The sequence below is a fragment of the Tunturibacter empetritectus genome (assembly GCF_040358985.1).
Classification (GTDB): Bacteria; Acidobacteriota; Terriglobia; order Terriglobales; family Acidobacteriaceae; genus Edaphobacter; species Edaphobacter empetritectus.
Map to the genome: position 1 here is coordinate 183,661 of NZ_CP132932.1, position 23,354 is coordinate 207,014.

Genomic DNA, 23,354 nt, shown 5'->3' on the forward strand with positions numbered 1-23,354 from the left:
TCCCGGGAGTCGTCAGTTTTCCATAGAGCCAAGAGTTTGTCGTGCTGGTCTGTGTTTCCGCTCACGGTCATGTTGGCCGACGCCTTAAGAGCCTGCCCTGTTGGACTATCGACGAAGGAGATGCTGTCGTTGCAGCCGAGCCTCTGCTCAGGTCGCCGAGGCTTCGGGGAGTAGGACGGTGGCGTATTTGGCAACGGCGCTTTCTTATGCCTACAACCAACTAACTCCTACCGTAACGCAAGTCTCAAATTCGGTACTTCTCCGACTTCTTGTAGGACGGGCGGCCGATATCGCTAGAAAAACGAATTCAGGCGCAATGCCCAGCTGCGTCCAGGCGCGATTGCGTTCCCGGAGAAAAGACCTCCAAAATCGATAATATTCAAGCGATTATTCAGATTGTCGCCGTCGAGCTGTAAGCGAGAGTTAAACTTGTCGCCCTGGTATAGATCAATACCAAGGGATGCGGTGACTGCCAGCGTTGGGAGAATTCGCCCCCGCTCGAAGTTCAATCGATCTACGATCTGGAGACCGTACTCATCGACTGCCTGTTGATACGTGCCCTGGTACTCGAAAGGCAAGCCCGAGCCGTACGAAGCGCCTGCCGCCAACCACAGTCGCGGCATCAGCTGATACTGAAAGCGGGTGCGCGCCGTGTTTCGCTGGTCTTGCGAGTCGGGAAAATGTCCACTCAACTGCGACAATGCGTTATCCGCGTCATCGCCAAGAAACAGGCCGCCGGTCACGGGGAGCCAGACACGGCCGACCATATAGGAGTAGCTGATGAACCCAGTAAGCGGACCCATCCTGACGACCTGCAACTTACCTTCGGCACCATAAATGACCGCGTGATCGAAGGCTATCGGATAGCTGACGCCGGTGTTGAGGAGTTGGTCGTCGTCTGCATAGTTACTCACGTCGCGTGGATAGACGTTCACATCCAGCCGTATCCGGTCGCCAAAGGCTTTAGTTCCACCTCCCTCGTAGTAGTTACCCCTCGACGGCTTTACTGGTAGACGAAGGAAGTCGCTGCTGAGCGCATCAATCTGAGTTGAGCTCGAAATCAGGATATTTTCAAAGGAAGGAGTCTGAAAGACTCGGTCGTACGAGGCATGCAGCACCATCTTCCAAGACGGAACATAGTAGCCGACCGAAACTCTTGGGCTAATTCCAATTTCATTCAGAATGAGTTGATAGTGGTCCCAACGGAGCCCGGCGCTTACCGTCCAACTCCCCAAACGGATGAGGTCCTCGACGAACGTAGACTGTTCTAAGTCGGGACGGCTGGCGGCGAAATTCAGCGCCGGGGGAGTATCGGGATCGAACTGTGTTGGATCAGTAATGGAGTAGTTGAACTTCTCATGCAGGAAGCTGTTATCTGACTCGACCCCGGCTTTGAGCTCCTGATTGTGATAGTGCCTGGAGTAGGTTCCCTTGAAGTAGCCTTCCTTGAAGTAGTTTTTCTGGAAAGCGATGATAGGTGTCGAGAAGACGTCGGAGTAGAGGTCATTGGCATTCTTGCGAACAAATCCCTCCAGCGTTCCCAGGCTGTCAGACGAAAATATGTGCTGATAAGTCACCGACCCTATGGTTTCAAAGTTGTCGCCGGTCTGGAGCTGACCCGCCGCTTGCTGCAACTGTTCATTGGGAATTTCGAATCGCGAAAACTCGTGTCGGGCGACCACGATCAGTCGGTCTTTTTCATTGAAATCCCGTTCATACCTCAGGGAAAAGTCGCCGACAGTCCCACGGTTGGTGAAGTTCTCCGGCACCACGGGGTTGAGATAGTGCGCTGACATACCGCCCGACGCGGTTGCCGAAAACGTATTTTTGCCCGACGTCTCCTGCACTCTTGCATAGGAGCCTAACGTGTCATATGTCCCGCCTGTCAGGATCCACTGCCCGTGCAGGCCTGCGTCGGGGTTGCGCTTGGTGTTGAGCTCTATCACACCGCCCATCTTCCTACCGTACTCCGCAGGGAAGCCGGCGGTATAGATGCTCATTGATTCCAGATCGTCAGCCTCAATCTCCGGTCCGAAGCTGGGCGAACGATTGTCGGTAAGCGGAAGCCCATCGACCACGAACTGGGTCTGGTATTCAGAACCCCTCGGATGCAATACCGCATTGCCCTCGTAGAGCCAGCCAGGTTGCGAGACCACGAGGTCTTGTATCGATCTGCCGGGTAGAGACTGGACGCGGTCCCGAATCTGTCTCGAGCCTATCTGCATGATGGAGGAGGGTCGGTCCGGATCGATGAGCGTCTCCTCGGTATTCACAGCTACGACCGTGTTCACCGGGGCAACCTGGAGTTGAACCACCGATTCGATGGGGATGGATGACCCCATTTGCAGAGTGCTGGAGACCGACGAAAAACCCTGTTTCTCGGCGGTGATCGAGTAAACCCCATATGGAAGCCGACGGATAACAGCGTTTCCCTTTTCATCGGTTATAAGGACGGTTCTATATTGGTTCCCCTGACTTATTACGGTCACGGATGCTTCGAGTCCTGCTCCAGTGGAATCGGTCGCTTTTAGAAGTAACTCTCCCGTATTCGCCTGACCCATTGCGGAACAGACGCAAAGTAGCAGGCATCTTGTGACCCCGAAAGGTAGGCGTAAATTCAAATCCTTCACCGTTTGTTAGACGTTTTAGGCCTGCGGGATTGGGTGTGGAGCAGTTTACATCCCATCCTTCGGGGAAGGAGCCGAGGATGGGCACACTTATGTTTTCGTGCTGACATCTCCAATCGCAGGTCATCAAGGGAAAATTCGACAGCTTAGATGTCATGAACAACATTGTTGATTGAATGAACGGACTTTGTCTGCGTGGCCAAGGGCTGCGAGTAGGTTGGTGTTTCAACTATCCCCATTAAAAGAAGTTGCGATTGGCGCTCGTACGACGCGGCAAAGTAACCAGCTTTCATTACTACTGTGCATACACGTGTTCGGCTCAGATGCATTACATTTTGCGTTTAATGTGCTGCATGAGTCGGCACGTTTGTTGGCCTCCTGCCGCGGGAGCGAAAGATCCTGCTGCAGTTCTGTCGTTCGATTCGGCCCTTGGTTGGAAACTCGTTAGGAATTTGATTCATCCTCCCCTCTCAACGAAACAACCTTGGGACGCTGGAGGGGAGTCATGTCGCTGGTTAAATTTGTGCCTATTGGTCTGGCCATCTCAGGTCTTCCACCTTACATTTCAAGCAGGTTTGAAGCAGCTGCGAGGTCCTTGTTAAGAGCAACGCTTTTTTTCTGCGTATTCACTGCTATGACTGAGGCAGCGTTGGGCCAAGTCGCGACTTCGGTAAATGTGCCTACCTGGCGATACGACAATACTGAGGCGGGAGCAAATATTCAGGAGACACTACTGACTCCAACTAATGTTACTGGCTCATCGTTCGGTCTGCTTTTTTCGAGATCCGTAGATGGTTATGTCTATGCCCAGCCTCTCTACATCAACGGCCTTACGATGACCGATGGGCTCGTACACAACGTTGTTTTTGTAGCAACCGAGCATGACTCCGTTTACGCTTTCGATGCTGATTCGAATGCTGGCACAAATGCGCAGCCACTGTGGCAGATAAGCCTGCTCAACTCAGCTTATGGCGCTGCGCCTGGCGCAACCACGGTTCCCAGCGCGGATGTTGACTCAAATGACATTGTTCCTGAAATAGGAATCACTAGTACCCCTGCGATCAACGTCACTGGCAACACGATGTACGTCATCGGCAAGACGAAGGAAGGTGGAGGATATGTACAGCGGCTGCATGCGATCAACATACTCACCGGAGCAGAGCAGCCAAACAGCCCAACAGTAATTCAAGCGACGGCGTTGGGCACAGGAGCTGGCAGCTCAGGCGGCCAAATCGCGTTTAGTCCGTTATGGCAGCTGAACCGCGCGGCCTTAAGTTACTACAACGGCATAGTGTATGCCGGGTTTGGTTCTCACGGTGATAACGGCCCATGGCATGGCTGGTTGTTGGCATTTGATGGCACAACACTTGCCCAGACTGGGGCTATCTGTTTGTCTCCCAGCGGTTCTGGAGCTGGTGTCTGGGAGTCCGGTGCCGGAATGCCAATCGACAATGGAGGGACCAGCGGGCGAATGTTCTTTTCAACGGGTAATGGCTTGAACACTCCTTTCCCTCCTTTCAATCCGAGTGTCAATCTCGGGGACAGCGTTGTGGAAGTTAGTCTGTCAGGTGGCAGTCTTGCTGTGACTGATGCCTTCACTACCTTCAATCAGGCTGCGTTATCCGCAGCTGATCACGATCTGGGCTCCGGCGGGGTCCTTCTGTTGCCCGATCGAACAGGTCCCAATCCTCACCTCCTAATACAGGCGGGAAAAGAAGGACGCATCGTGGTTTTAGATCGAGATAATCTCGGTGGCTATTTACCCGGAGGCACTTCGAACACAAACGCTTTGCAGGATATTCTGGGCGCAACGACAGGCATCTTCAGCACTCCCGCCTACTGGAATGGAAGTGTTTATATATGGGGTACTGGAGACTACCCTAAAGCGTTTAGCCTCAATAATGGTGTACTCGCATCTACCTCTTCCAGCCGGGGCACTATTACCTCCGGCTTCCCGGGGGCTAGTTTCGTTATATCTTCAAACGGGACACAGAACGGTATAGCGTGGGCTGTGCGGCAAACCGGGGGCACTGCTCCCGAGGTTCTCTACGCTTTCGATGCCACCGACTTGTCGAAGGTTTTGTATGAAAGCGATAAGCAGCCGCGCGACAATCCTGGTCTGTCCAACAAATTTGTTGTACCTATTGTCACGAATGGCAAGGTGTACGTCGGAGCGCAGCATCAGCTTGATGTATTTGGCTTACTCAACGGCGAACCAGTTGCTGCGGTGCCAACCTTCATACCCAACGGGGGTGTCTTCGATTCGCCCCAACAGATATGGCTCAGTACGGCAACGCCCTCGACGAATATTTTTTATACGTTGGATGGAACAGCTCCTACCACTGGTTCCAATCTCTATACTTCGCCAATCTGGCTAACGGCCGCTACAACGGTCAAAGCGATGGCGAGTGGAACCAACTACCTTCAGAGCTCGATAACCTCCGCAGCTTTCACTCCGTCACCATTGACGCCGTTGCCGGTATTCACCCCAGCCGGAGGCACCTATAACTCAGCGCAGCAGGTTGTATTGTCCGACAGGGACAGCTCCGCCACGATCTACTACACGCTGGATGGTTCCACGCCCACGACCTCATCTGCTGTCTATTCGAGTCCCATAGCGGTGGGAGCAAATACAACCATAAGCGCCTTAGCAGTAGATCCGGCGCGGCTGACAAATCACGCTGTCGCGGGCGCTTATGTTATACAGCCCGGCAGTTCGAGCATAAATTTTGGCAGCGGCTTTTCAACCGCTACTGGAATCACCTTTAACGGTTCAGCTACTACCAGTAGTGACGCGTGCCTTCTACTCACGAGCGGAGGCGTTAGCCAGGCGGGGAGCGCCTTCTATAACGTACCCATTGATATTCGCGCCTTTACGGCAGACTTTGCATTCCAGCTTATTAATCCGCAAGCGGACGGCTTCACGTTCACAATACAGAATGCAAAGGCCACTGCACTTGGAAGCAACGGCTCGGCGTTAGGTTATGCAAGCACGAAAGCCATGCCCACCAGCGTTGCTGTTAAGTTTGACTTCCACAACAACTCGGGAGAGGGCGACGACTCTACTGGTTTTTATATAGATGGAGCAATGCCCACGATTCCTGCCGTCGATATGACGTCAAGCGGGGTCATTTTGAAGAGTGGCAACATCATGCAGGCTCATCTGTCTTATGACGGCACCACTCTAACGTTAACTCTGACCGACATCATCGCAGCTAAGACATTTATCTACAGTCAGGCGATTAATATTCCCCAGATTGTCGGAGCCAATACGGCATATGTAGGCTTCACAGGCGGATCCGGCGGAAGCACAGCAATCCAGAAGATCCTAACCTGGACCTACAGCGCCTCGGTGGCCGCAGTTCCTCCTGCATCTCCGACCTTCAGTCCCCCGAGTGGCAGCTATACGACGACGCAAAACATTGCGCTCAGTGATACCACTTCGGGTGCCGCGATTTATTACACGATGGACGGCACGACTCCGACAACATCCTCTTCGGTGTACAGCAACCCTATTGCGGTTAATGCAGGAACGACGACAACATTCGAAGCGCTAGGTGTTGCGCCATCTGGCTTGCAAAGCGCTGTCACGACTGCAACCTATGTGATTTCGGCTGCGGTACCTGGTGTTACCGCCGTGCCGACGTTCTCCCCCGCGCCAGGCACATATGCGAGTGCGCAAAGCATTACGCTCTCCGACTCCACAGCGGGCAGTGTCATCTACTACACGGTGGACGGCACAACACCCAGCACCAGTTCTTCGGTGTATTCCAGCCCCATTCTGGTTGGATCAACTGAGACTATTCAAGCGGTGGCTATTGCTCCAGGTCTTTCGGCAAGCTCTGTGTCAAGTGGCGGGTACACGATCAGTCCGACGACTGAAGTAATCAATTTCCCAAACGGTTTCGCGGGTGCCGCAAGCAGTTTCATCTTTAACGGAGTTGGGATTCTGAGCGGTTCGACGCTGCAGATGATGACTGCAAGCCAGACTTCTTCCAGAAGTTCGATATGGTTTACACCGGCTGTCAACATTGCTACATTTACGACCGACTTTGATTTTCAGATTCTCAACGGGGTGGCAGATGGTTTTACCTTCGCCATTCAAACTAAAGGACCCTTGGCCATTGGATCGACAGGAAACGCGCTGGGATACGGAGGCGGAATTTCTGGAATAGGAAAAAGTCTGGCAATCAAGTTCGATATTCACAACAACTCCGGTGAAGGATCAGACTCTACCGGGTTCTATACAGATGGAGCACAGCCAACGATACCTTCCATGAATCTGACTCCTTCCAATGTAATCTTGACTAGCGGACACATCTTGCATGCGCACGTCACTTACGACGGTACGAACCTTACATTGACGCTTACCGACACTACAACATCTGCGAGCTTTACCGCGACCGAAGCTGTGAATTTAGCCAGCGTACTTGGTGGCACAACTGCCTATTTGGGCTTCACAGCGGGAAGTGGCGGCTCAAGCATGAACGCTAACATTCTTGACTGGACATATCACAATTAGCAAACGCAAATGCTGCATGGATCCGGTTTTTGGTTACGGATCGTCAAATTGAATCGACAACACTCAATTTCGCACAGACATACGATTTTTCTGCATCTGTCTATCGCGGACTGGCCGTCGGTCAGCAAACTCTCATTTGACGTGGTCGCAGTCCAAGTCGCCCCCGGGCGCGTAGTCTAAGTCTACCCGCTTCTCAACTCGGGTTGAGAGCGCGGACCAGAGTTATACATTTTGGTGACAGCTGGCGGAGCGGATGGATGTAGTTTTGGTTTGTCTTGAATGGACAGGTGCGGGTAGTCCAGGTTAAGTGTTCAGTCTCGGAGGGTGGTTATGGGACCTGTCTCGAAGGCGATGAGTGGGTGTCTTGGTAACGGACCAGGTGCAGGATTGCGTAGTGGGCTTAGAGCTGGAATCGGTTTGATTGTGTTCTCCGTTGCCTTGACGTCTTGCGGAGGGAAAAGTGCGCCGGCACCGGCTCCAGCGGACTTCTCTCTCGCGTCTATGCCTGCGGCGATCACGCTTATGCCGGGCGCTGGGGGACAGCAGGTGAATGTGACTGCGACAGCGGCGAACGGCTTTACTGGAATGGTTGCAGTTGCAATTACTGGACTGCCGGCTGGGGTGACCGCGCAGCCGGCGACGCTTATGCTGACTCCTGGCACGGGACAGAGTGTGACCGTAACTGCGGCGGCGAGCGCGATGGTGGGGAACGCTACGCTGACGCTGACGGGGAATTCCGGGGCATTGACGCACAGCTCCACGGTAGCAGCGACCATCTCCGCGCCTCCGCCCGACTTTACGCTGACGCTGGCGCCCACATCGCTGACGTTGGTCGGCGGAGCAGCTGGTGTGCCGGTGAGTGTGACTGGAGGCGCAATGAACGGGTTCAGCGGCACGGTGGCGGTTACGATTGCGGGACTGCCTGTGGGAGTGACGGCGAATCCTGCGACACTGAGTCTTGTTCCGGGGAAGGCGCAGAGCACGATTCTGTCGGCGGCGCTCAGTGTGGCGTCGGCATCGGCCACAGTGACGATCACGGGTACGTCAGGAGGCATCGTCCATACTGCGTCGCTGGTTTTGACGGTGCAGTCGGTGGCGATGACGAACGCGCCGGATGTGACGACGTTCCACTACGACCTCGCGCGTGATGGGCTGAATGCGCAGGAGACGATTCTTTCGCCGAGCAATGTGAACTCGACGCAGTTTGGCAAGATCGCGTTTGATGCGGCCGACGGCAAGGTGGATGCGCAGCCGCTCTATCTGGCGAATGTACCAATACTCGGACAGTCGAGCAGCCAGCTGCACAATGTCTTGTATGTGGCGACGGAGCATGACAGCGTGTATGCGTTCGACGCGGATACGGGCGTACAGCTGTGGGTGAAGTCGCTCCTGGGCAGCGGCGAGACGACGAGCGACGATCATGGATGCTCGCAGATTACGCCGGAGATCGGGATCACCTCGACTCCGGTAATCGATCGCAAGCAGGGGACAAATGGGACTCTGTTTACTATCGGGATGACCAAGGATACAAGTGGGGGATATCACCATCGGTTGCATGCGCTGGACTTGACGACAGGCGCGGATCTGTCCACACCCACGGAGATTGCGGCCAGCTATCCGGGAACGGGAGACAATAGCCAGAACGGCAGCGTGGTCTTTGATCCTGCGCAATATGCGGAGCGGGCGGGGCTTCTTTTGGTGAACGGCACGATCTACACAGGCTGGACTTCTCACTGCGATGCGGGTTTGTACACGGGTTGGGTGATGGGGTATAGCGAGTCGACGCTACAGCAGACGCAGCTGCTGAACTTGACGCCGGATGGGGACGAGGGTTCGATCTGGATGAGCGGGGATGGAATGGCTGCAGACAGCAGCGGATTCATCTATCTGCTGGATGCGAATGGGACGTTTGATACGACGCTGACGACGGCGGGATTTCCGGCGCAGGGCGATTACGGAAATGCGATGGTGAAACTTTCGACAGCGAGTGGGAAGCTGGCGGTGGTGGACTACTTTGAGACGTATAACGGGAGCGCGGAGTCGAGCGAGGATCTGGATTTGGGATCGGGTGGAGCGATGCTGCTGCCGGATCAGAAGGATGCCAGCGGCGGGGTGCATCACCTGATTGTGGCCGCGGGCAAAGATAAGAATATCTATCTGGCCGATCGGGACAACATGGGTAAGTTCAATCCGGCGAGCGATCCGATGGACAGCAATATCTACCAGGAGATTCCAGGGGCGATGGCGGGGATGGTGTACTCGACGCCAGCGTACTTCAACGGGGTGGTGTACTACGCGGCTGACGGGGATGTGCTGAAGGCGTTTCCATTGACGAATGCGGTGATGGCTACGAATCCTTCGAACAAGACGTCGGTGACGTTCCAGCATCCGGGGCCAACGCCAACGATCTCGGCGAATGGGACGCAGAATGGGATCGTGTGGGCGTTAGAGTCTGGCTTGACGATGCCGGGGGTATTGCACGCGTACGATCCGGCGAATTTGTCGCATGAGTTGTACAACAGCGGCCAAGCTGCGAATGGACGCGACAACTTTGGGAACGGCAACAAGTTTATTGCACCGGTGATCGTGAACGGAAAGGTGTACGTCGGCACGCAAAACGGGGTGACAGTGTTTGGGCTGCTACCGACCCAATGAGTTAGTGTGTGTGGCAGATTCTATTTTGCCCTCAAAACACCGGTCTTCGTGCACTGCTACAACTGGCCATTCGAACTAGCCCGAACCAGACAGCTCCGGGCAGTTCGCAGTCGATCAGGAACTCACAAGGCTCTCGGCACAGAACTCAATGAGTGCATTGACCTGAAGTCAACAGTTGAGGTTGGAGCTACTTGCAGATCTCTCGACACTTGCCGACTTTTCGTTAGAAATCAAACTCGCCGCTTCAATAAACAATGTTCCGGCGTTTCCCGACGGCTCTTCTGGGTTTGTCGGCAAAAGTTAATATTTCCTGTTGCTTTCCAAAAGGAAGCATGCCATATTATTCCTGTTGGAAACCTAAAGGTTGATTTGTCATGAAGGAAAAGCCCGACGTCTTGCAAGGTACGCTCGCACTGATGGTCCTCAAGACACTCGATGTCCTGGGACCGCAGCACGGCTGGGGAATAGCCCGGCGCATCGAGCAGATTAGCGGAGACCTTCTGGCTGTCAACCAGGGTACGCTTTATCCCTTGCTGCTCAGGCTGGAGCATGAAGACTCGATTGCCTCCGAGTGGGGCGCATCGGAGAACAACCGCCGCGCGCGCTTCTATCGGCTTACCGCGGCCGGCCGCAAGCAACTCCAGGCGGAGACCCGCGAATGGGAGCAAACAGCAGCGATCATCGCGCGCTTTTTCAAACTCAAGGCGGAGGATTTAACATGAAATTCCTGCGACGCTCGCTGATACGCTTGTCGAATCTCGTCACATCACGGACTGCCGACCAACGCCTGCAGGATGAGATCGCCGAACATCTCGCGTTCCAGACAGAGGAGAATCTGCGCGCCGGAATGTCGCCCGCCGAGGCACGGCGGCAGGCGACGCTTAAACTAGGCGCGGCCCAGGCGATTCGGGAGGGCCATCACGCCGAGCACAGCATTCCCTTTATTGAGAATTTGTTCTTCGACCTGCGATACGCGGTTCGCATGCTCCTGAAATCTCCTGGATTCTCTTTCATTGCGATCGCCACTATGGCGCTGGGCATCGGAGCCACCACCGCGATCTATAGCGTAATCGACGCCACGCTGCTGCACCCTTTGCCGTATCCAAACCCATCCGAGTTGGTGCGCGTTCAGGACGACCTTCCGGGCGTAGGCGCGCAAAATGTCGGCATCTCCGTCCCTGAGTGGAGAGACCTCGAGAGTGCCGGGATATTCCAGTCCGTGTCGGTCTCCGGCACCGGCGCAGACGTGAACCTGACCGGCAGTGCACAGCCCGAGCGTCTCAGCTACAAGCATGCTACGCCGAATTACTTCACGGTACTCGGTGTAGACGCGCAGTTGGGTCGTACATTCGATCCGAACGATGCGACTCCCGGCTTCAACCTGGAGGCCGTGATCAGCGACGGGCTCTGGAGGAGAGAATTCGGAGCCGACCCACACATTGTCGGCAAAGCGCTGCGCCTGGACAACGACGTTTATCACGTCGTGGGCGTCATGCCGCGCGGTTTTCGCGATTTGGGCTCAACCAGCGAGGAGCGAAATACGGAAGTATGGCTGGGAGCCGGCATGGCCGGTCTGCCGTTTCCGCCCCCACGGCGCGGTTTACGTCTGCAGAGTCGAGCGGTCGCCCGCTTGAAGCCCGGTCTCTCGATTGCGGCCGCGCAGGAGCACCTCGATGCGCTGGTTGAATCGCTGAAAAAGCAATATCCGGAGGAATATCCGTCACAGGCCGCGTGGACCGTGCGCCTGACTCCGCTGAGCGAAAGCGTGGTCGGCAGCGTTCGACAATCTCTCATTCTGCTGTTCGGCGCCGTAGGATTGGTCCTCCTGATCAGTTGCGTCAACGTCGCCAATCTCCTGCTCGCCAGAGCCAGTGTGCGAGGCCGTGAGCTCGCGGTTCGCCAAGCTATGGGAGCGCAAAGAACGCGCCTCATCCGTCAACTTCTGACCGAGAGTCTGCTGCTCTTCCTGCTTGGCGGGATCGCCGGTTGTGCGATTCTCTTCTTCACGAGGAAGTTCCTGCTGCAGTTGGTTCCGGAGAGCCTACCGCACATGAGCGACATATCGATCAACTGGGGCGTGCTGGTGTTCGCTCTCGCAGTCTCCGTCGCAGCCGGAACCATCTTCGGGCTTGCTCCCGCCTGGCTTATGAGCGGTGTCGATCTGATCGGGACGCTCAGGCAGGAAGGCCGCGGGTCTGTAGGTTCACATAGACGCTCGCGCGCGCGCCAGATTCTGGTCATCAGTGAATTGGCGCTCTCGCTGGTGCTCATGGTCGCCGCAGGTCTTCTGCTGCGCAGCTTTTGGGACTTGTTCAAGGTACAGCCCGGCTTCAATCCTGACCGCGTTATGGCCATTCAAACCTGGCTTCCGGGGCCTAACGATCCCAGTCAGGATATCTACCGAACCGCGACCCAGGAGTCGGTCTTGCTGCGCGAGGTTCTTCGCCGCAGCCGAATCCTGCCGGGTGTAGAAGAGGCGGCCATCGGCGACGTGGACGCTCTTCCCCTGGGCCATAGCAATCCAAGCCCACTGCCATTGATCCGCGAAGGTATCGAGACGATGGACAATCAGGCACCTGTGATCGATAGCCCCATCGTTTCGCCCGAATACTTTCACCTGTTAGGCATGCCGCTGTTGAAAGGACGCCTCTTCAGCAACCAGGACCTTGAGGACACGCCCCAGGTTGCGGTCATCAATCAGGCTGCGGCTCGCACCTATTGGCCAAACCAAGACCCGCTTGGCAAACGTGTCCGCTTGCACTTGGATGCCCGCGAACTGTTGAACTCGGCCAAGCCAGCCTGGACCACGATCGTCGGCGTGATTGCGGATGCTCGCACGGAATCGTTGGCCAACGTGGCGACGCCGCAGATCTACCGCAGCATATACCAGCACCCCGCCAAAAGCCTGGCCATCTTTCTTCGCGGACAACTCGATCCCAGCACCATCCTCGAACAGGAGCGAAGCCAGGTCCAGGCTGTCGATCCGGAACTTCCGGTCTTCCGTGCGGAGGCGCTGGGTGACGTGCTCTCCTCCTCGCTCTCCGTTAGGCGATTCTCCATGGAAATGGTGGCGTTTTTTGCGGCCACTGCCTTGCTGCTTGCCGGACTTGGAATCTACGGAACTATCTCCTATGTTGTGAATGAACAAAGACGTGAGATCGCCGTTCGTCTCGCGCTGGGAGCTCAAAGAGGCAATATCCTCAAGATGGTCCTGCGCCGGGGACTCGGACTGGCGGCCGCTGGTGCCGGCCTCGGTGTAGTGGGTGCGCTCATTGTCTCTCACCTCATGGCTGGACTGCTCTACGGCGTGTCGTCGACCGATCTGCCCACATTTGCTGGCGTCACCCTTGCACTGGCCACTGTCGCGCTCGCCGCCAGCTATATCCCGGCGCTGCGCGCCATGCGCCTGGATCCAATCACTACACTTCACTCCGAATGACTTCCTGGCGCTCCTCGAGATTTGTCTTCGCAGGTTGTGGCCATCCCGATGACCATCTTCGGGATGCTGATGAATTCACCCCACTCGGGGTTCCAGAGGATGTGTCCCAAAACGCCGTACTCCCAAGATTCCCGCAGGTCGTCAACGAACGCATTATCGCCAAGTCACATAACAAACGCTCCAGACAAGAGAAATCTTTGGTTTCTGAGTCGAGGGTAGGTAACGGACTATTCGAAACTGAACCTCTACGACCGGACAAATTCCTGTTTGCCGACCATCCGAGAATTTATGGGGAATAGAGCTCCTCAGGAATGATGCCCGATGAGCTTGGCGTTAGCGCTTATACACTTCACAAACTACGAACGTTTCCGCCACAAAGTGCGTAGACTTACTTCACAGGTGATTTCGCAATCATAAGTGCTGAAAACGCCGTAAAAAGTATGCGATTCCCGCTCTTGATCCTGCACATTCTCGATGGCACAATTGGCTTGCTGTCTGGCACCTTCGCCATTGCGGTCCGCAAAGGAAGCCGCCTACAACGAGCCTCGGGAATGTTCTCACCGTTGCGATGCTGAACTTAGCGTCGAGCGGTCTCTGTCTCGCTATACTCAAATCGCAGCGGGGCAACATCATCGGCAGCATTAACACCATTTACATTTGACTAGGGGCGGAGTGACACCTCAAGAAAATCTCTCCCTCGTGGGTGCAAACTACCGGTTTACTTGGAGGCCGAACTACCGGCTCGGACAAGATTTTCCGACGCGCCTTGCTATCGTCAATATTCGTTCTAACGTCAGTATCCTTCTAATGTGATATTAGAAATCGGAAAGAGAAAGCATAAAGGACACAGCACCGAATAGGGAGACGCTTTTTACCAAGGCGGTGGGCCGTAGTAAACCAGCCGGCAGACTGCACAAGGACCTAGCGGACTTCCGCGCTGCTGACCTTGGCCACCTGCTCCACTTGAGGAGTCACCATTGCGCTGGTGTCCTTCATGGCGGCGATGGCTTTGTCATATCGGCCGGCCACGAAGTTACCTCGAATGCGCGCCATGTCTTCCAGCATCTTGATGCCGTCTTTCAGGTAGCTCATACGGCTGCGTTCGTCGTGACCCCAGGTGACCGGGACCTCGCGAATGACATACTTCAGCTTGCGAGCGATGAAGAGGATCTCGGGGTCGAAGCCCCAGCGTTCGATGGTCTGCAGACGAAAGATGACCTGAGCGGCGGAGCGCTTGAATGCCTTGAAACCGCACTGGGTATCTTTAAACGGCAGGCCCATGACAGTTCGAGTGACCCAGTTGAAGCAGCGACCGAAGAACTGCCGATAGAGCGGCTGGTGGATCGTCTGACGAGTCCGGTCCATCCAGCGGGAGCCGATCGCCACGTCTGCCCCATCGTTCAAGGCCGCGATTAGGCGTTCCGCCTCTTCCATCGGAGCCGAAAGGTCTGCATCGGTGAACATGACAATCTCGCCTGCGGCCTGAAGAAGGCCGTTGCGCACCGAGTAGCCTTTGCCGCGGTTACCGGGGTTTTGCACAAGATGAAGACGCGGGTGCTGCGTCATCCAACGTTGCACGATCACAGCGGTATCGTCGGTGGAGCCGTCGTCGACGACCAGAACCTCGGCATCCCAGCCCTGTTCCGCGACACACGACAACACCCTGTCCAGAGCATTCTCGATACGAGCGCTCTCGTTGTAGGCCGGAATTACGATACTTAGCTGCGGATGTGCCATAACGTCAGACTTTCTTTCAACGATTCCAGAGAGATACACGGAGCGTGTCGCGATTTATCATACTGCAATGTTTGACGCAAAAACCGCATCAATTGGCTCTATTTTTCACTTTGCCTGCATCTTTCCCCGGCTAGCTGCTCAACCCGCGACTGCGCACCGCAATCAAGACGCCTGCTAAACTCCACAACATGCCGGAAGACTACTCAACACCGCCGCCACCGCCACCGCCGCCATCGTTTTCCAACACGCAAACGCCTGCTTATCCTTATCCACCACGGCAAGGCTTCCCTCCCCCGCGCCAACGTTCCGCGTGGTTTTATATAGGGATCATCGCCGGTTCCCTGGCCGCTGTGTTTCTGCTGGTCACGTTTATGGTCTGGGTCACGGCACGTTCGGTCAGCGGACGTTCGGCTGGGCTGGGTTTAAGTTCGGACAGCATCGCGGTAATCGACATCTCCGGGGCGATTCTCTCTCCTGAAGCCATCGACACGCAGCTGCGCAAGTTTGGGGATGACTCGTCGGTCAAGGCGATTCTGCTTCACATCAACTCGCCTGGCGGCGGGGCTGCTGCCTCTCAGGAGATCTACCACGAGGTGCTGCGGGTGCGGCAGGAGAGCCATAAGAAGGTTGTCGCCTCCATCGAGTCGGTGGGCGCATCCGGAGCGTATTACATCGCCAGCGCCTGCGACAGGATCTATGCGAACGATGCCTCCGTTGTCGGGTCAATTGGAGTGATCATGGAGTGGACCAACTATGGCGACCTGTTGCGCTGGGCCAAGTTGAAGAACGTGGTCATCCACGCCGGAGAATTCAAGGATGCGGGCGATCCCAGCCGTGATCTGACGCCCAAAGAAGAGGCTTATTTTCAGTCACTGGTCGATAACATGTACACGCAATTTGTTCATGACGTCGCGACTGGGCGCCATACCACGGACGAGAAGATCAAACCTCTGGCGACCGGCCAGGTATGGACGGGGCAGCAATCCCTTCCGCTGGGCTTGATCGATAAGGTAGGCGGCTATCGGGTGGCTTTGATCGAGACTGCCAGGGAGGCAGGAATCTCCGGCGAACCAAATGTGGTGCGCCCTTCAAAAAATAAGCGCGGGCTGTTTGCTCTGCTCGCCGACGACGGCGAAGACCTGTTCCCGAACCCCAGCCAGTTGCTGAACCGTGCCCCGGGTTTTTATTTTATGTGGAAGTAAGATACGGTCCTTCAGTCTTTACCTCGCTAAACCCTGCAAGAACAGAACGGAGCCCCGAAGGAATGGGGCTCTTTTTTATTGATCTTCCGACCGATAGGCCGGATTTTGCATCCTATGACGCAATACCTGGTCGACTGATTCTTTTGACTTCTTGCACAACCTTTTAGCCTCCATCCCGTCTACAATCAACAACAACGGATTGCTTTGCCGGGCCCGATCGCCCTCCCCCTAGTACGAAAGGAACCCACTATGACTAAAGCCGACCTTGTTGATAAAGTGACCTCTCTTGGAGACCTGACCCGCCGTGACGGGGAGGTTATCGTCGATACGCTCTTCGATGCTGTCATTGGAGCTCTGAAGACCGGTGACAAGATCGAGATTCGCGGCTTCGGAAGCTTTCGGACCCGCCAGCGAAATGCCCGGACGGGCCGAAACCCAAAGACTGGAGCCAAGGTCGATGTTCCAGCGAAGCGGGTTCCCTTCTTCAAGCCGTCGAAGGAACTTCGTGACTCGGTGAATCCGAACGGCGCTGTGAAATCTCGACCTGCAGCTGCGAAAAAAGCGGTTGACGAAGAGCACATCGACCCACATCATCCCCCGGCAATGTAACCACGGCGATGCCCATCTTCAAGCTGGCGGGTGCTTCGGCACCTGCTCTTTGCTTCGGAGTTTAGTGTCCGTCACTCGGCCATTCCTTCTAAAACCACCGCCGAGATCGGCTCCGTGCCGAACTCTCCCTCCCACTTGGCTACAACAACGCTGGCGAGGCAGTTTCCCACAACATTGACCGATGTGCGCGCCATATCAGCGAGCGCGTCGATGCCGAGGATGACGAAGATCGGCTCGGTAGGCAGGCGGAAGGTGGCCGCCGTCGCTAGCAGGACGACTAGCGTTGCACGGGGAACCCCCGCGACTCCTTTGCTGGTCAGCATGAGAGTCACCATCATCAGGAGTTGCTGGCCAAGCGATAGATGAACTCCCGCTGCCTGCGCCACGAAGATACTGGCAACCGCAAGATAGAGCGTCGAGCCGTCCAAGTTAAAACTGTAGCCCGCAGGAATAACGAACGCGACGATCCGGCGCGGGACGCCGAGGGCCTCCATCGACTCCATCGCGCGTGGAAGAGCTGCCTCACTGGTCGACGTGGCAAAGGCAATCGTCGCAGGCTCGGCAACAGCCGCGAGGAATCGCCGAACCGGCACACGAAAAAGCAGCGCAGCCGGCAGCAAAACGAGAAGGCCGAAGCCCACTAAGGCACCATACAAAGTCAGAAGAAGTTTGCCTAGATTCACCAGAACTCCAAGACCCATCTGGCCGACGGTGAAGGCCATCGCGGCCCCCACCCCGACCGGAGCGAAGTACATGACAACATTGGTGAACTTGAACATGACCTCGCTCAGGCTCTCGAACAGGTGCAGAACCGGAGTCCGTCTTTTTTCATCGAGGCTGGCCAGGGCGATCCCGAAAAAGACCGCGAAGACGGCCACTTGGAGAATCTGACCTTCGGCGATGGACTTGGCGATATTTTCCGGGAAGACGTGGAGTAGAAAATCCTGCCAGTGAGTTGGGGGCTGCGATGCGATCGTCTCGCCGGAGGTAGCCGGGGGCAGAGAGAGGCCAACTCCAGCATGGCTCAGGTTGATGGCTGCGAGACCGATGACCAACGCCAACGTCGTAACCACTTCGAAGTAGATCAGACTCTTGATTCCCATCCGGCCGACGCTCTTGAGGTCGCCATGACCAGCGATGCCGGTCACCAGTGTGGCGAGGATCAGTGGCGCGACGATGGTCTTGATCAGCCGCAAAAAGATGTCGCTGAAGACACGGAGGCTGATCGCCAACACGGGCGCATCGAAGCCAAGCTCGGCCCCGGTTACCATTGCAACGAATATCCAAGGCGTTAGGGAGCGGCGCTGGAGCGCAAACAGAGCCAAGAGCACGATGGCGACACATCGCAGGGCGACTCCCGCATAGCGAACCGCGGGGCCATGGATCAACCCCTGCAAGATTCCAGCTGAGAGGAAAATCGCAGCCGCAAGCAACAGAAAGCGCTGAAAGTTCGTCTTTAACATCAGGTGCGAAGAATACCAGTCTTCAACAGAAAGCAGATGCTCTCCAAACCCTTTTCGAGCGCTGATAGCATACACACTATGCTACGCGTAACCCTCAACAGCATCATGTTTTGCGCTATTGCATCTTCTCCCTTGATCGCTCAAACGATCGCTCAGAGCGGTGCCGGGTCGGGGATCATTGCCACCTCCGGTTTCGACTCCCTAGCACAGAGTCCTGGGATCGTCTCCAACCCGCTATCCCAACCGACTCTTACACCCGGTGCCCTGGTGTTGCTCGAACTGGAAGGGCGCTTTTCGCAGGCGGTTGCCGAAGGCGGGGGAAAAGCCTTTGGCAGCTGGTTCGCAGAAGATGGAGTTACTCTCAACAACGGTAAGCCTGCGATTCTTGGCCGCACCGCCATCGCCGCACAGGCTCAGTGGGATCCAAAGACTTATCAGCTTACCTGGACTCCGCAGGGCGCCCAGATGGGCCCTTCCAACGACATGGGATTCACCTGGGGGCACTATGAAGGCCATAGTAAAGATAAAAATGGCGAGCCCGTGGTGATCTCGGGACGCTACTTCACCATATGGAAGAAGTTACCCAACGGCACTTGGAAGGTCGCCCTGGACGCGAGCGCAGAAGAGCCTCCTCCAACGAAGGAGTGCTGCACCCTTCCAAAGCCGTAAATCATTGCTGCAACAAAAGTAGGAGTGCGCAATCCTTTGCACATCCCCTACGATCGAACTGTTGAAATGAATGCTCTCCTGGTCAAAGACGAAGCGTTGCGAATCGAGGCCCTCAACCAATATGAGGTACTCAACAGTGCGCCCGATCCCATCCTGGATGACCTGACGAACCTGGCTGCGCAGATCTGTGACACGCCGGTCGCAGCTATCTCGCTGATCGGTTCGGACCGCATCTGGCTACGCTCCCGTTTTGGGATCGACTCACAAGACGTTGCGCTCGGTAGCCTTCCCTGCGAGACCACTATTCTGGGCGACACGGTCTACGAGATCTCCGACGCACGCAACGACCCCGACTACGCTCCCGATGGCATTCTTATCGATGGTCGTCTCTACCGGTTTTACGCGGGCGCGCCGCTGACAACTCCCGGCGGAGTAAGCATTGGAGCATTGCTGGTACTGGACCGGCATCCCCGCACGCTGACTCCGGCTCAATCCTCGGCTCTCAGCGTCCTCAGCCGCCAGGTCATCACGCGTCTGGAGCTCAATGGTCGCATCCGTCAGATGGACCGTGCCGCTCGTTCACGCCAGCGTGTAGAGTCTGCCCTTACCGTGGAGCGAAACTTCGTCTCGGCCGTTCTCGATACCGTGGGCGCACTAGTCGCCGTATTCGATCCGGCCGGTCGAATCGTTCGTTTCAATCGCGCGTGCGAGAACGCATCGGGTTACGACTTCCCCACCCTTGTCGGCCGCTACGCGTGGGACAAGCTGATCCCACGTCAGGAGATTCCCGAAGCCATTGAGACCTTCGAACGTCTCCGCTCTGGCCACTTCCCTGCCGCTTACGAGAATCAATGGCTCAACCGTGACGGCAGCATACGACGCATCGCGTGGTCCGCGACTGCGCTGACCGATACGCAGGGTCAGGTTGCATTCATCATTGCAACCGGCATTGATGTGACAACTCAACGCGCTGCCGAAGCGACCTTGCGCGAGAGCGAAGCGCGTTACCGCCAGCTCGTCGAAGGATCGCTGGGCATGGTCTGCACCCACGACCTGCGCGGAACACTTCTGTCGATCAACACTCACGGCGCCGAAACCCTGGGGCGCACGATCGAGGAGATGACCGGGCATAATCTCGAGGAGTTCATCGTGCCCGACAGGAAGGCCGCTCTGCCTGCCTACCTGAAAAAGATAGGCGAGACCGGCGAAGCGCAAGGCCTCCTACACCTCTCTCACAGCGATGGAGATATGCGCGTAGTCGCCTACCGGAACAAGCTGATCGTCGTGCCCGGACGCGCACCGTACGTTCTCGGCTTCGGTGTTGATATCAGCGAGCAGGTTCGCGCGGAAGGCAGACTCCGCACTCTCACGCGGCAATCCGACTCTATCCTCGAGTCTGTCGGCGACGGTATCTACGGTATCGATCTCGAAGGCAAGGTAACGGTCGTCAACTCCGCCGCGGCTCAGATGCTCGGCTACAAGCAGGAGGAGATGCTGGGCCGCAACATGCATCAACTGATCCACCACACACGCGCCGACGGTACACCTTACGCCTCCGCCGACTCACCGATCCGCAAGAGCCTTACCAACTTCGCGACGGTCCGCATCTCGAATGAGATCTTCTGGCGCAAAGATGGCAGCTGCTTCCCGGTGGAGTATGTCGCGAGGCCGCAGATCGACTCGCAGTCGCCTGATTCGAGCGCACCCAAAGCGCTTGGTGTCGTTGTGGCATTCACCGATACGACCGAACGCCGCGCCCTCGACCGCATGAAAGACGAGTTCATCTCCACCGTCTCCCACGAGCTTCGCACGCCGCTTACTTCACTTCGTGGAGCGCTTGGCCTGCTCGCCGGCGGCGCACTCACCAATCGCCCGGAGAAGACTCAGCAGATGCTTGAGATTGCCATCAGTAACTCCGATCGGCTGGTGCGTTTGGTGAACGACATTCTCGACCTTGAGCGCATCAGCAGCGGCAAGACAGAGCTCCACTCGATGATGTGCAGCGCAGAAGATCTGCTGCGAAGAGCGGCGAGCGTTCAACAGACGCGCACTCCGCGGCCGAATATCCGCATCTTCTTCGCCGCTCATGGTGTCAACGTCTGGGCCGACCCTGACCGCATTCTGCAGACGCTGAACAATCTCATCTCAAACGCGATCAAGTTCTCTCCCGAAGGCAGCGAGATCCACCTTACAGCGCGCAATCTTGACGAGAATGAAGCGCTAATCGAGGTTCGCGATCAGGGCCGAGGCATCCCTGCTGATAAGCTCGAACACATCTTCGACCGCTTTCAGCAAGGCGATGCCTCGGACTCACGCGCGATGGGCGGCACAGGCCTCGGCCTGGCAATATGTCGTAGCATCATCAATCAACACCGCGGACGCATCTGGGCCACCAGCGCGCCCGACCAGGGCACCATCTTCCACTTCACTCTCCCCACCAAACCCAGCACCAACCTACGCTAGAGGTCCCATCACTCCTCGCCCTCGCGCAGCTTTGCGATCACGGTGAAGTCTTCAAGCGTAGTGGTATCGCCCTTCACCTCACCGGTGGTTGCGAGTTCGCGCAGAAGTCGCCGCATAATCTTTCCGCTGCGTGTCTTCGGCAGAGCCTGGGTGAAAGTCAGATCGTCCGGCCGGGCAAGCGCGCCGATCTCTTTCGCGACCCATTGCCGCAACTCCTGACGCAGCTCCTCACTAGGCTCGTGACCACCTTCCAGCGTGACAAATACGGCAATCGCCTGCCCTTTCATCTCGTGGGGCCTGCCGACTGCAGCCGCCTCCGCCACCTTCGGATGGGCAACAAGCGCCGACTCTACCTCCATCGTGCCTAGTCGATGGCCGCTGACATTGATGACATCATCGACGCGTCCCATCAACCAGAAGTACCCATCGGCATCGCGGCGCGCGCCGTCGCCGGTAAAGTAGCTGCCGGGAACCTCGCTCCAGTAAGCCGCCTCGTAACGGGCCTGATCGCCATAGATGGTTCGAGCCATGGAAGGCCAGGGCTTGCGTACAACAAGAAGCCCCCCATGGCCATCGGGAACGGGCTTGCCCTCTTTCGTAACCACCTCGGGAACAATTCCAAAAAACGGTCTTGTAGCCGAGCCCGGCTTGGTTGCCACAGCGCCAGGGACTGGAGCAATCATGATGGCCCCAGTCTCGGTCTGCCAGTAGGTGTCAACAATTGGGCAACGCTCCTTGCCGATCATGCGGTGGTACCACATCCACGACTCGGGATTGATAGGCTCGCCTACCGTACCCAACAGCCGCAGAGAGTCGAGCGAGTGCTTCTTCACCCACTCGGTTCCCCACTTTGTGAAGGCTCGGATCGCTGTCGGAGCAGTGTAGAAGATGGTCACCTTGTGGTCGTCGATGATCTTCCAGAAGCGGTCGCACTCAGGCCAGTTAGGCGCGCCCTCATACATTACTACCGTCGCACCGTTCTGCAAAGGGCCATAAACAACATAGCTATGCCCTGTCACCCAGCCGATGTCTGCGGTGCACCAGTACACGTCCTCATCGCGCAGATCGAAGATGTACTTGCTGGTGAGATAGGTCTGCACAGCGTAGCCGCCGGTGGTATGCAGCAGACCCTTCGGCTTGCCGGTAGTCCCGGAAGTGTAGAGCAGATACAGCGGATCTTCTGCGTCCATCCATTCCGCAGCGCACTCCGCCGAGGCTTTTTCCATCTCCTCATGCCACCACAGATCGCGGCCAGGCTGCATCATTACCGGAGAGCCCGAGCGCCGGAAGACGACGACATGCTTGACCGTGGAACACTTCTCCATCGCCTCATCGACGATTGCTTTCAACTGCACCTCGGAACCACGACGGTAGCTCGTGTCCTGCGTGAGGATGGCGACGCAGCTGGAGTCATTAACGCGGTCCGAGATGGCATGAGCTGCAAAACCGCCAAAGATCACAGAGTGCACCGCACCAATTCGTGCGCAGGCGAGCAAAGCAATCGCAAGCTCCGGCGCCATGCCCATGTAGATCGCAACTCGGTCGCCACGGCGGATTCCCAGCGACTTCAACACATTCGCGAAGCGCTGCACCTGCTCATGCAACTCCCCAAATGTTACCTTGCGGACCTCACCCGGCTCACCTTCCCACAACAGAGCGACTTTATCCTTGCGGTCTCCCAGAGCATGACGATCGACACAGTTATGCGAGAGATTAAGTTTGCCCCCGATAAACCATCTTGCATGTGCTCCTTCGCCGTCCATCACCTTCGTCCACGGCGCGAACCAATCAAGTTCGTGAGCGGCCTCGGCCCAGAACTCCTCCGGGTGATCCACGCTGTGCCTGTACATAGCCTCATACTGCTCAAGACTCTTCACGTGAGCCTGCGCGGCAAACGCCGGCGGCGGCGGAAATACGCGGTTCTCCCGCAGACTCGAATCCAGATCCGTACTCTGTTCAGACATCTCC

12 protein-coding genes are annotated in these 23,354 nt (G+C 56.5%); 8 read left to right on the forward strand and 4 right to left on the reverse strand.

All coding sequences use genetic code 11. The features are described from left to right. Positions 1-293 precede the first annotated feature (293 nt). A complete protein-coding gene (locus RBB75_RS00565) occupies positions 294-2,561 on the reverse strand; it encodes a TonB-dependent receptor (protein ID WP_353069207.1) in 2,268 nt (755 codons plus the stop codon). 571 nt (positions 2,562-3,132) lie between these two features. Between RBB75_RS00565 and RBB75_RS00570 the strand changes: the two genes are divergently transcribed. The 4 genes from RBB75_RS00570 to RBB75_RS00585 all read left to right on the forward strand — a co-directional run bounded on the left by RBB75_RS00570 (position 3,133) and on the right by RBB75_RS00585 (position 13,243). Then, positions 3,133-7,149, forward strand: a complete 4,017-nt coding sequence (locus tag RBB75_RS00570; RefSeq protein WP_353069208.1) for a chitobiase/beta-hexosaminidase C-terminal domain-containing protein — start codon at positions 3,133-3,135, stop codon at positions 7,147-7,149. A gap of 501 nt (positions 7,150-7,650) precedes the next feature. Next, the gene (locus RBB75_RS00575; protein WP_353069209.1) at positions 7,651-9,804 is read left to right on the forward strand and encodes a hypothetical protein; all 2,154 of its coding nucleotides are present in this window, start codon (positions 7,651-7,653) and stop codon (positions 9,802-9,804) included. 374 nt (positions 9,805-10,178) lie between these two features. Next, the gene (locus tag RBB75_RS00580; RefSeq protein WP_179638574.1) at positions 10,179-10,526 is read left to right on the forward strand and encodes a PadR family transcriptional regulator; all 348 of its coding nucleotides are present in this window, start codon (positions 10,179-10,181) and stop codon (positions 10,524-10,526) included. Further along, positions 10,523-13,243 carry an ABC transporter permease gene (locus RBB75_RS00585; RefSeq protein ID WP_353069210.1) on the forward strand — a complete coding sequence of 907 codons (2,721 nt, stop codon included), beginning with the start codon at positions 10,523-10,525 and terminating at the stop codon, positions 13,241-13,243. The genes RBB75_RS00580 and RBB75_RS00585 overlap by 4 nt, the downstream gene beginning before the upstream one ends. A 921-nt stretch (positions 13,244-14,164) precedes the next feature. Here RBB75_RS00585 and RBB75_RS00590 read toward each other — a convergent pair. Beyond that, the gene (locus RBB75_RS00590; RefSeq protein ID WP_179638576.1) at positions 14,165-14,980 is read right to left on the reverse strand and encodes a dolichyl-phosphate beta-glucosyltransferase; all 816 of its coding nucleotides are present in this window, start codon (positions 14,978-14,980) and stop codon (positions 14,165-14,167) included. 188 nt (positions 14,981-15,168) lie between these two features. Between RBB75_RS00590 and sppA the strand changes: the two genes are divergently transcribed. Then, positions 15,169-16,182, forward strand: a complete 1,014-nt coding sequence (gene sppA, locus RBB75_RS00595; RefSeq protein ID WP_353069211.1) for a signal peptide peptidase SppA — start codon at positions 15,169-15,171, stop codon at positions 16,180-16,182. Between the two features lie 249 nt (positions 16,183-16,431). Then, positions 16,432-16,791, forward strand: coding sequence for an HU family DNA-binding protein (locus tag RBB75_RS00600; protein ID WP_353069212.1), 360 nt, complete (start codon positions 16,432-16,434; stop codon positions 16,789-16,791). A gap of 71 nt (positions 16,792-16,862) precedes the next feature. Here RBB75_RS00600 and RBB75_RS00605 read toward each other — a convergent pair whose 3' ends face one another. Continuing rightward, positions 16,863-18,254, reverse strand: a complete 1,392-nt coding sequence (locus tag RBB75_RS00605) for a dicarboxylate/amino acid:cation symporter (protein WP_179638579.1) — start codon at positions 18,252-18,254, stop codon at positions 16,863-16,865. Between the two features lie 78 nt (positions 18,255-18,332). Here RBB75_RS00605 and RBB75_RS00610 point away from each other — a divergent pair, with 78 nt between their 5' ends. Together RBB75_RS00610 and RBB75_RS00615 are read left to right on the forward strand one after the other, a co-directional pair. Then, positions 18,333-18,923, forward strand: a complete 591-nt coding sequence (locus RBB75_RS00610; RefSeq protein ID WP_257030986.1) for a YybH family protein — start codon at positions 18,333-18,335, stop codon at positions 18,921-18,923. Positions 18,924-18,989: 66 nt separating this feature from the next. Beyond that, complete coding sequence (locus RBB75_RS00615; protein ID WP_353069213.1) at positions 18,990-21,386, forward strand: PAS domain S-box protein; 2,397 nt, start codon at positions 18,990-18,992, stop codon at positions 21,384-21,386. A gap of 8 nt (positions 21,387-21,394) precedes the next feature. On the opposite strand, the gene acs is transcribed toward RBB75_RS00615, so the two are convergent. After that, on the reverse strand, positions 21,395-23,350 hold the full coding sequence (gene acs / locus RBB75_RS00620; RefSeq protein WP_179638581.1) for an acetate--CoA ligase: 1,956 nt from the start codon (positions 23,348-23,350) through the stop codon (positions 21,395-21,397). Positions 23,351-23,354: the final 4 nt, after the last annotated feature.

What these genes read in the sequence shown, in the direction of transcription:
- RBB75_RS00615 (WP_353069213.1), top strand. Translation starts at nt 18,990, where the DNA reads ATGAATGCTCTCCTGGTCAAAGACGAAGCGTTGCGAATCGAGGCCCTC.
- RBB75_RS00580 (WP_179638574.1), top strand. Translation starts at nt 10,179, where the DNA reads ATGAAGGAAAAGCCCGACGTCTTGCAAGGTACGCTCGCACTGATGGTC.
- RBB75_RS00600 (WP_353069212.1), top strand. Translation starts at nt 16,432, where the DNA reads ATGACTAAAGCCGACCTTGTTGATAAAGTGACCTCTCTTGGAGACCTG.
- RBB75_RS00610 (WP_257030986.1), top strand. Translation starts at nt 18,333, where the DNA reads ATGCTACGCGTAACCCTCAACAGCATCATGTTTTGCGCTATTGCATCT.
- RBB75_RS00585 (WP_353069210.1), top strand. Translation starts at nt 10,523, where the DNA reads ATGAAATTCCTGCGACGCTCGCTGATACGCTTGTCGAATCTCGTCACA.
- RBB75_RS00575 (WP_353069209.1), top strand. Translation starts at nt 7,651, where the DNA reads ATGCCTGCGGCGATCACGCTTATGCCGGGCGCTGGGGGACAGCAGGTG.
- RBB75_RS00570 (WP_353069208.1), top strand. Translation starts at nt 3,133, where the DNA reads ATGTCGCTGGTTAAATTTGTGCCTATTGGTCTGGCCATCTCAGGTCTT.
- RBB75_RS00605 (WP_179638579.1), bottom strand. Translation starts at nt 18,254, where the DNA reads ATGTTAAAGACGAACTTTCAGCGCTTTCTGTTGCTTGCGGCTGCGATT.
- sppA (WP_353069211.1), top strand. Translation starts at nt 15,169, where the DNA reads ATGCCGGAAGACTACTCAACACCGCCGCCACCGCCACCGCCGCCATCG.
- RBB75_RS00590 (WP_179638576.1), bottom strand. Translation starts at nt 14,980, where the DNA reads ATGGCACATCCGCAGCTAAGTATCGTAATTCCGGCCTACAACGAGAGC.
- acs (WP_179638581.1), bottom strand. Translation starts at nt 23,350, where the DNA reads ATGTCTGAACAGAGTACGGATCTGGATTCGAGTCTGCGGGAGAACCGC.
- RBB75_RS00565 (WP_353069207.1), bottom strand. Translation starts at nt 2,561, where the DNA reads ATGGGTCAGGCGAATACGGGAGAGTTACTTCTAAAAGCGACCGATTCC.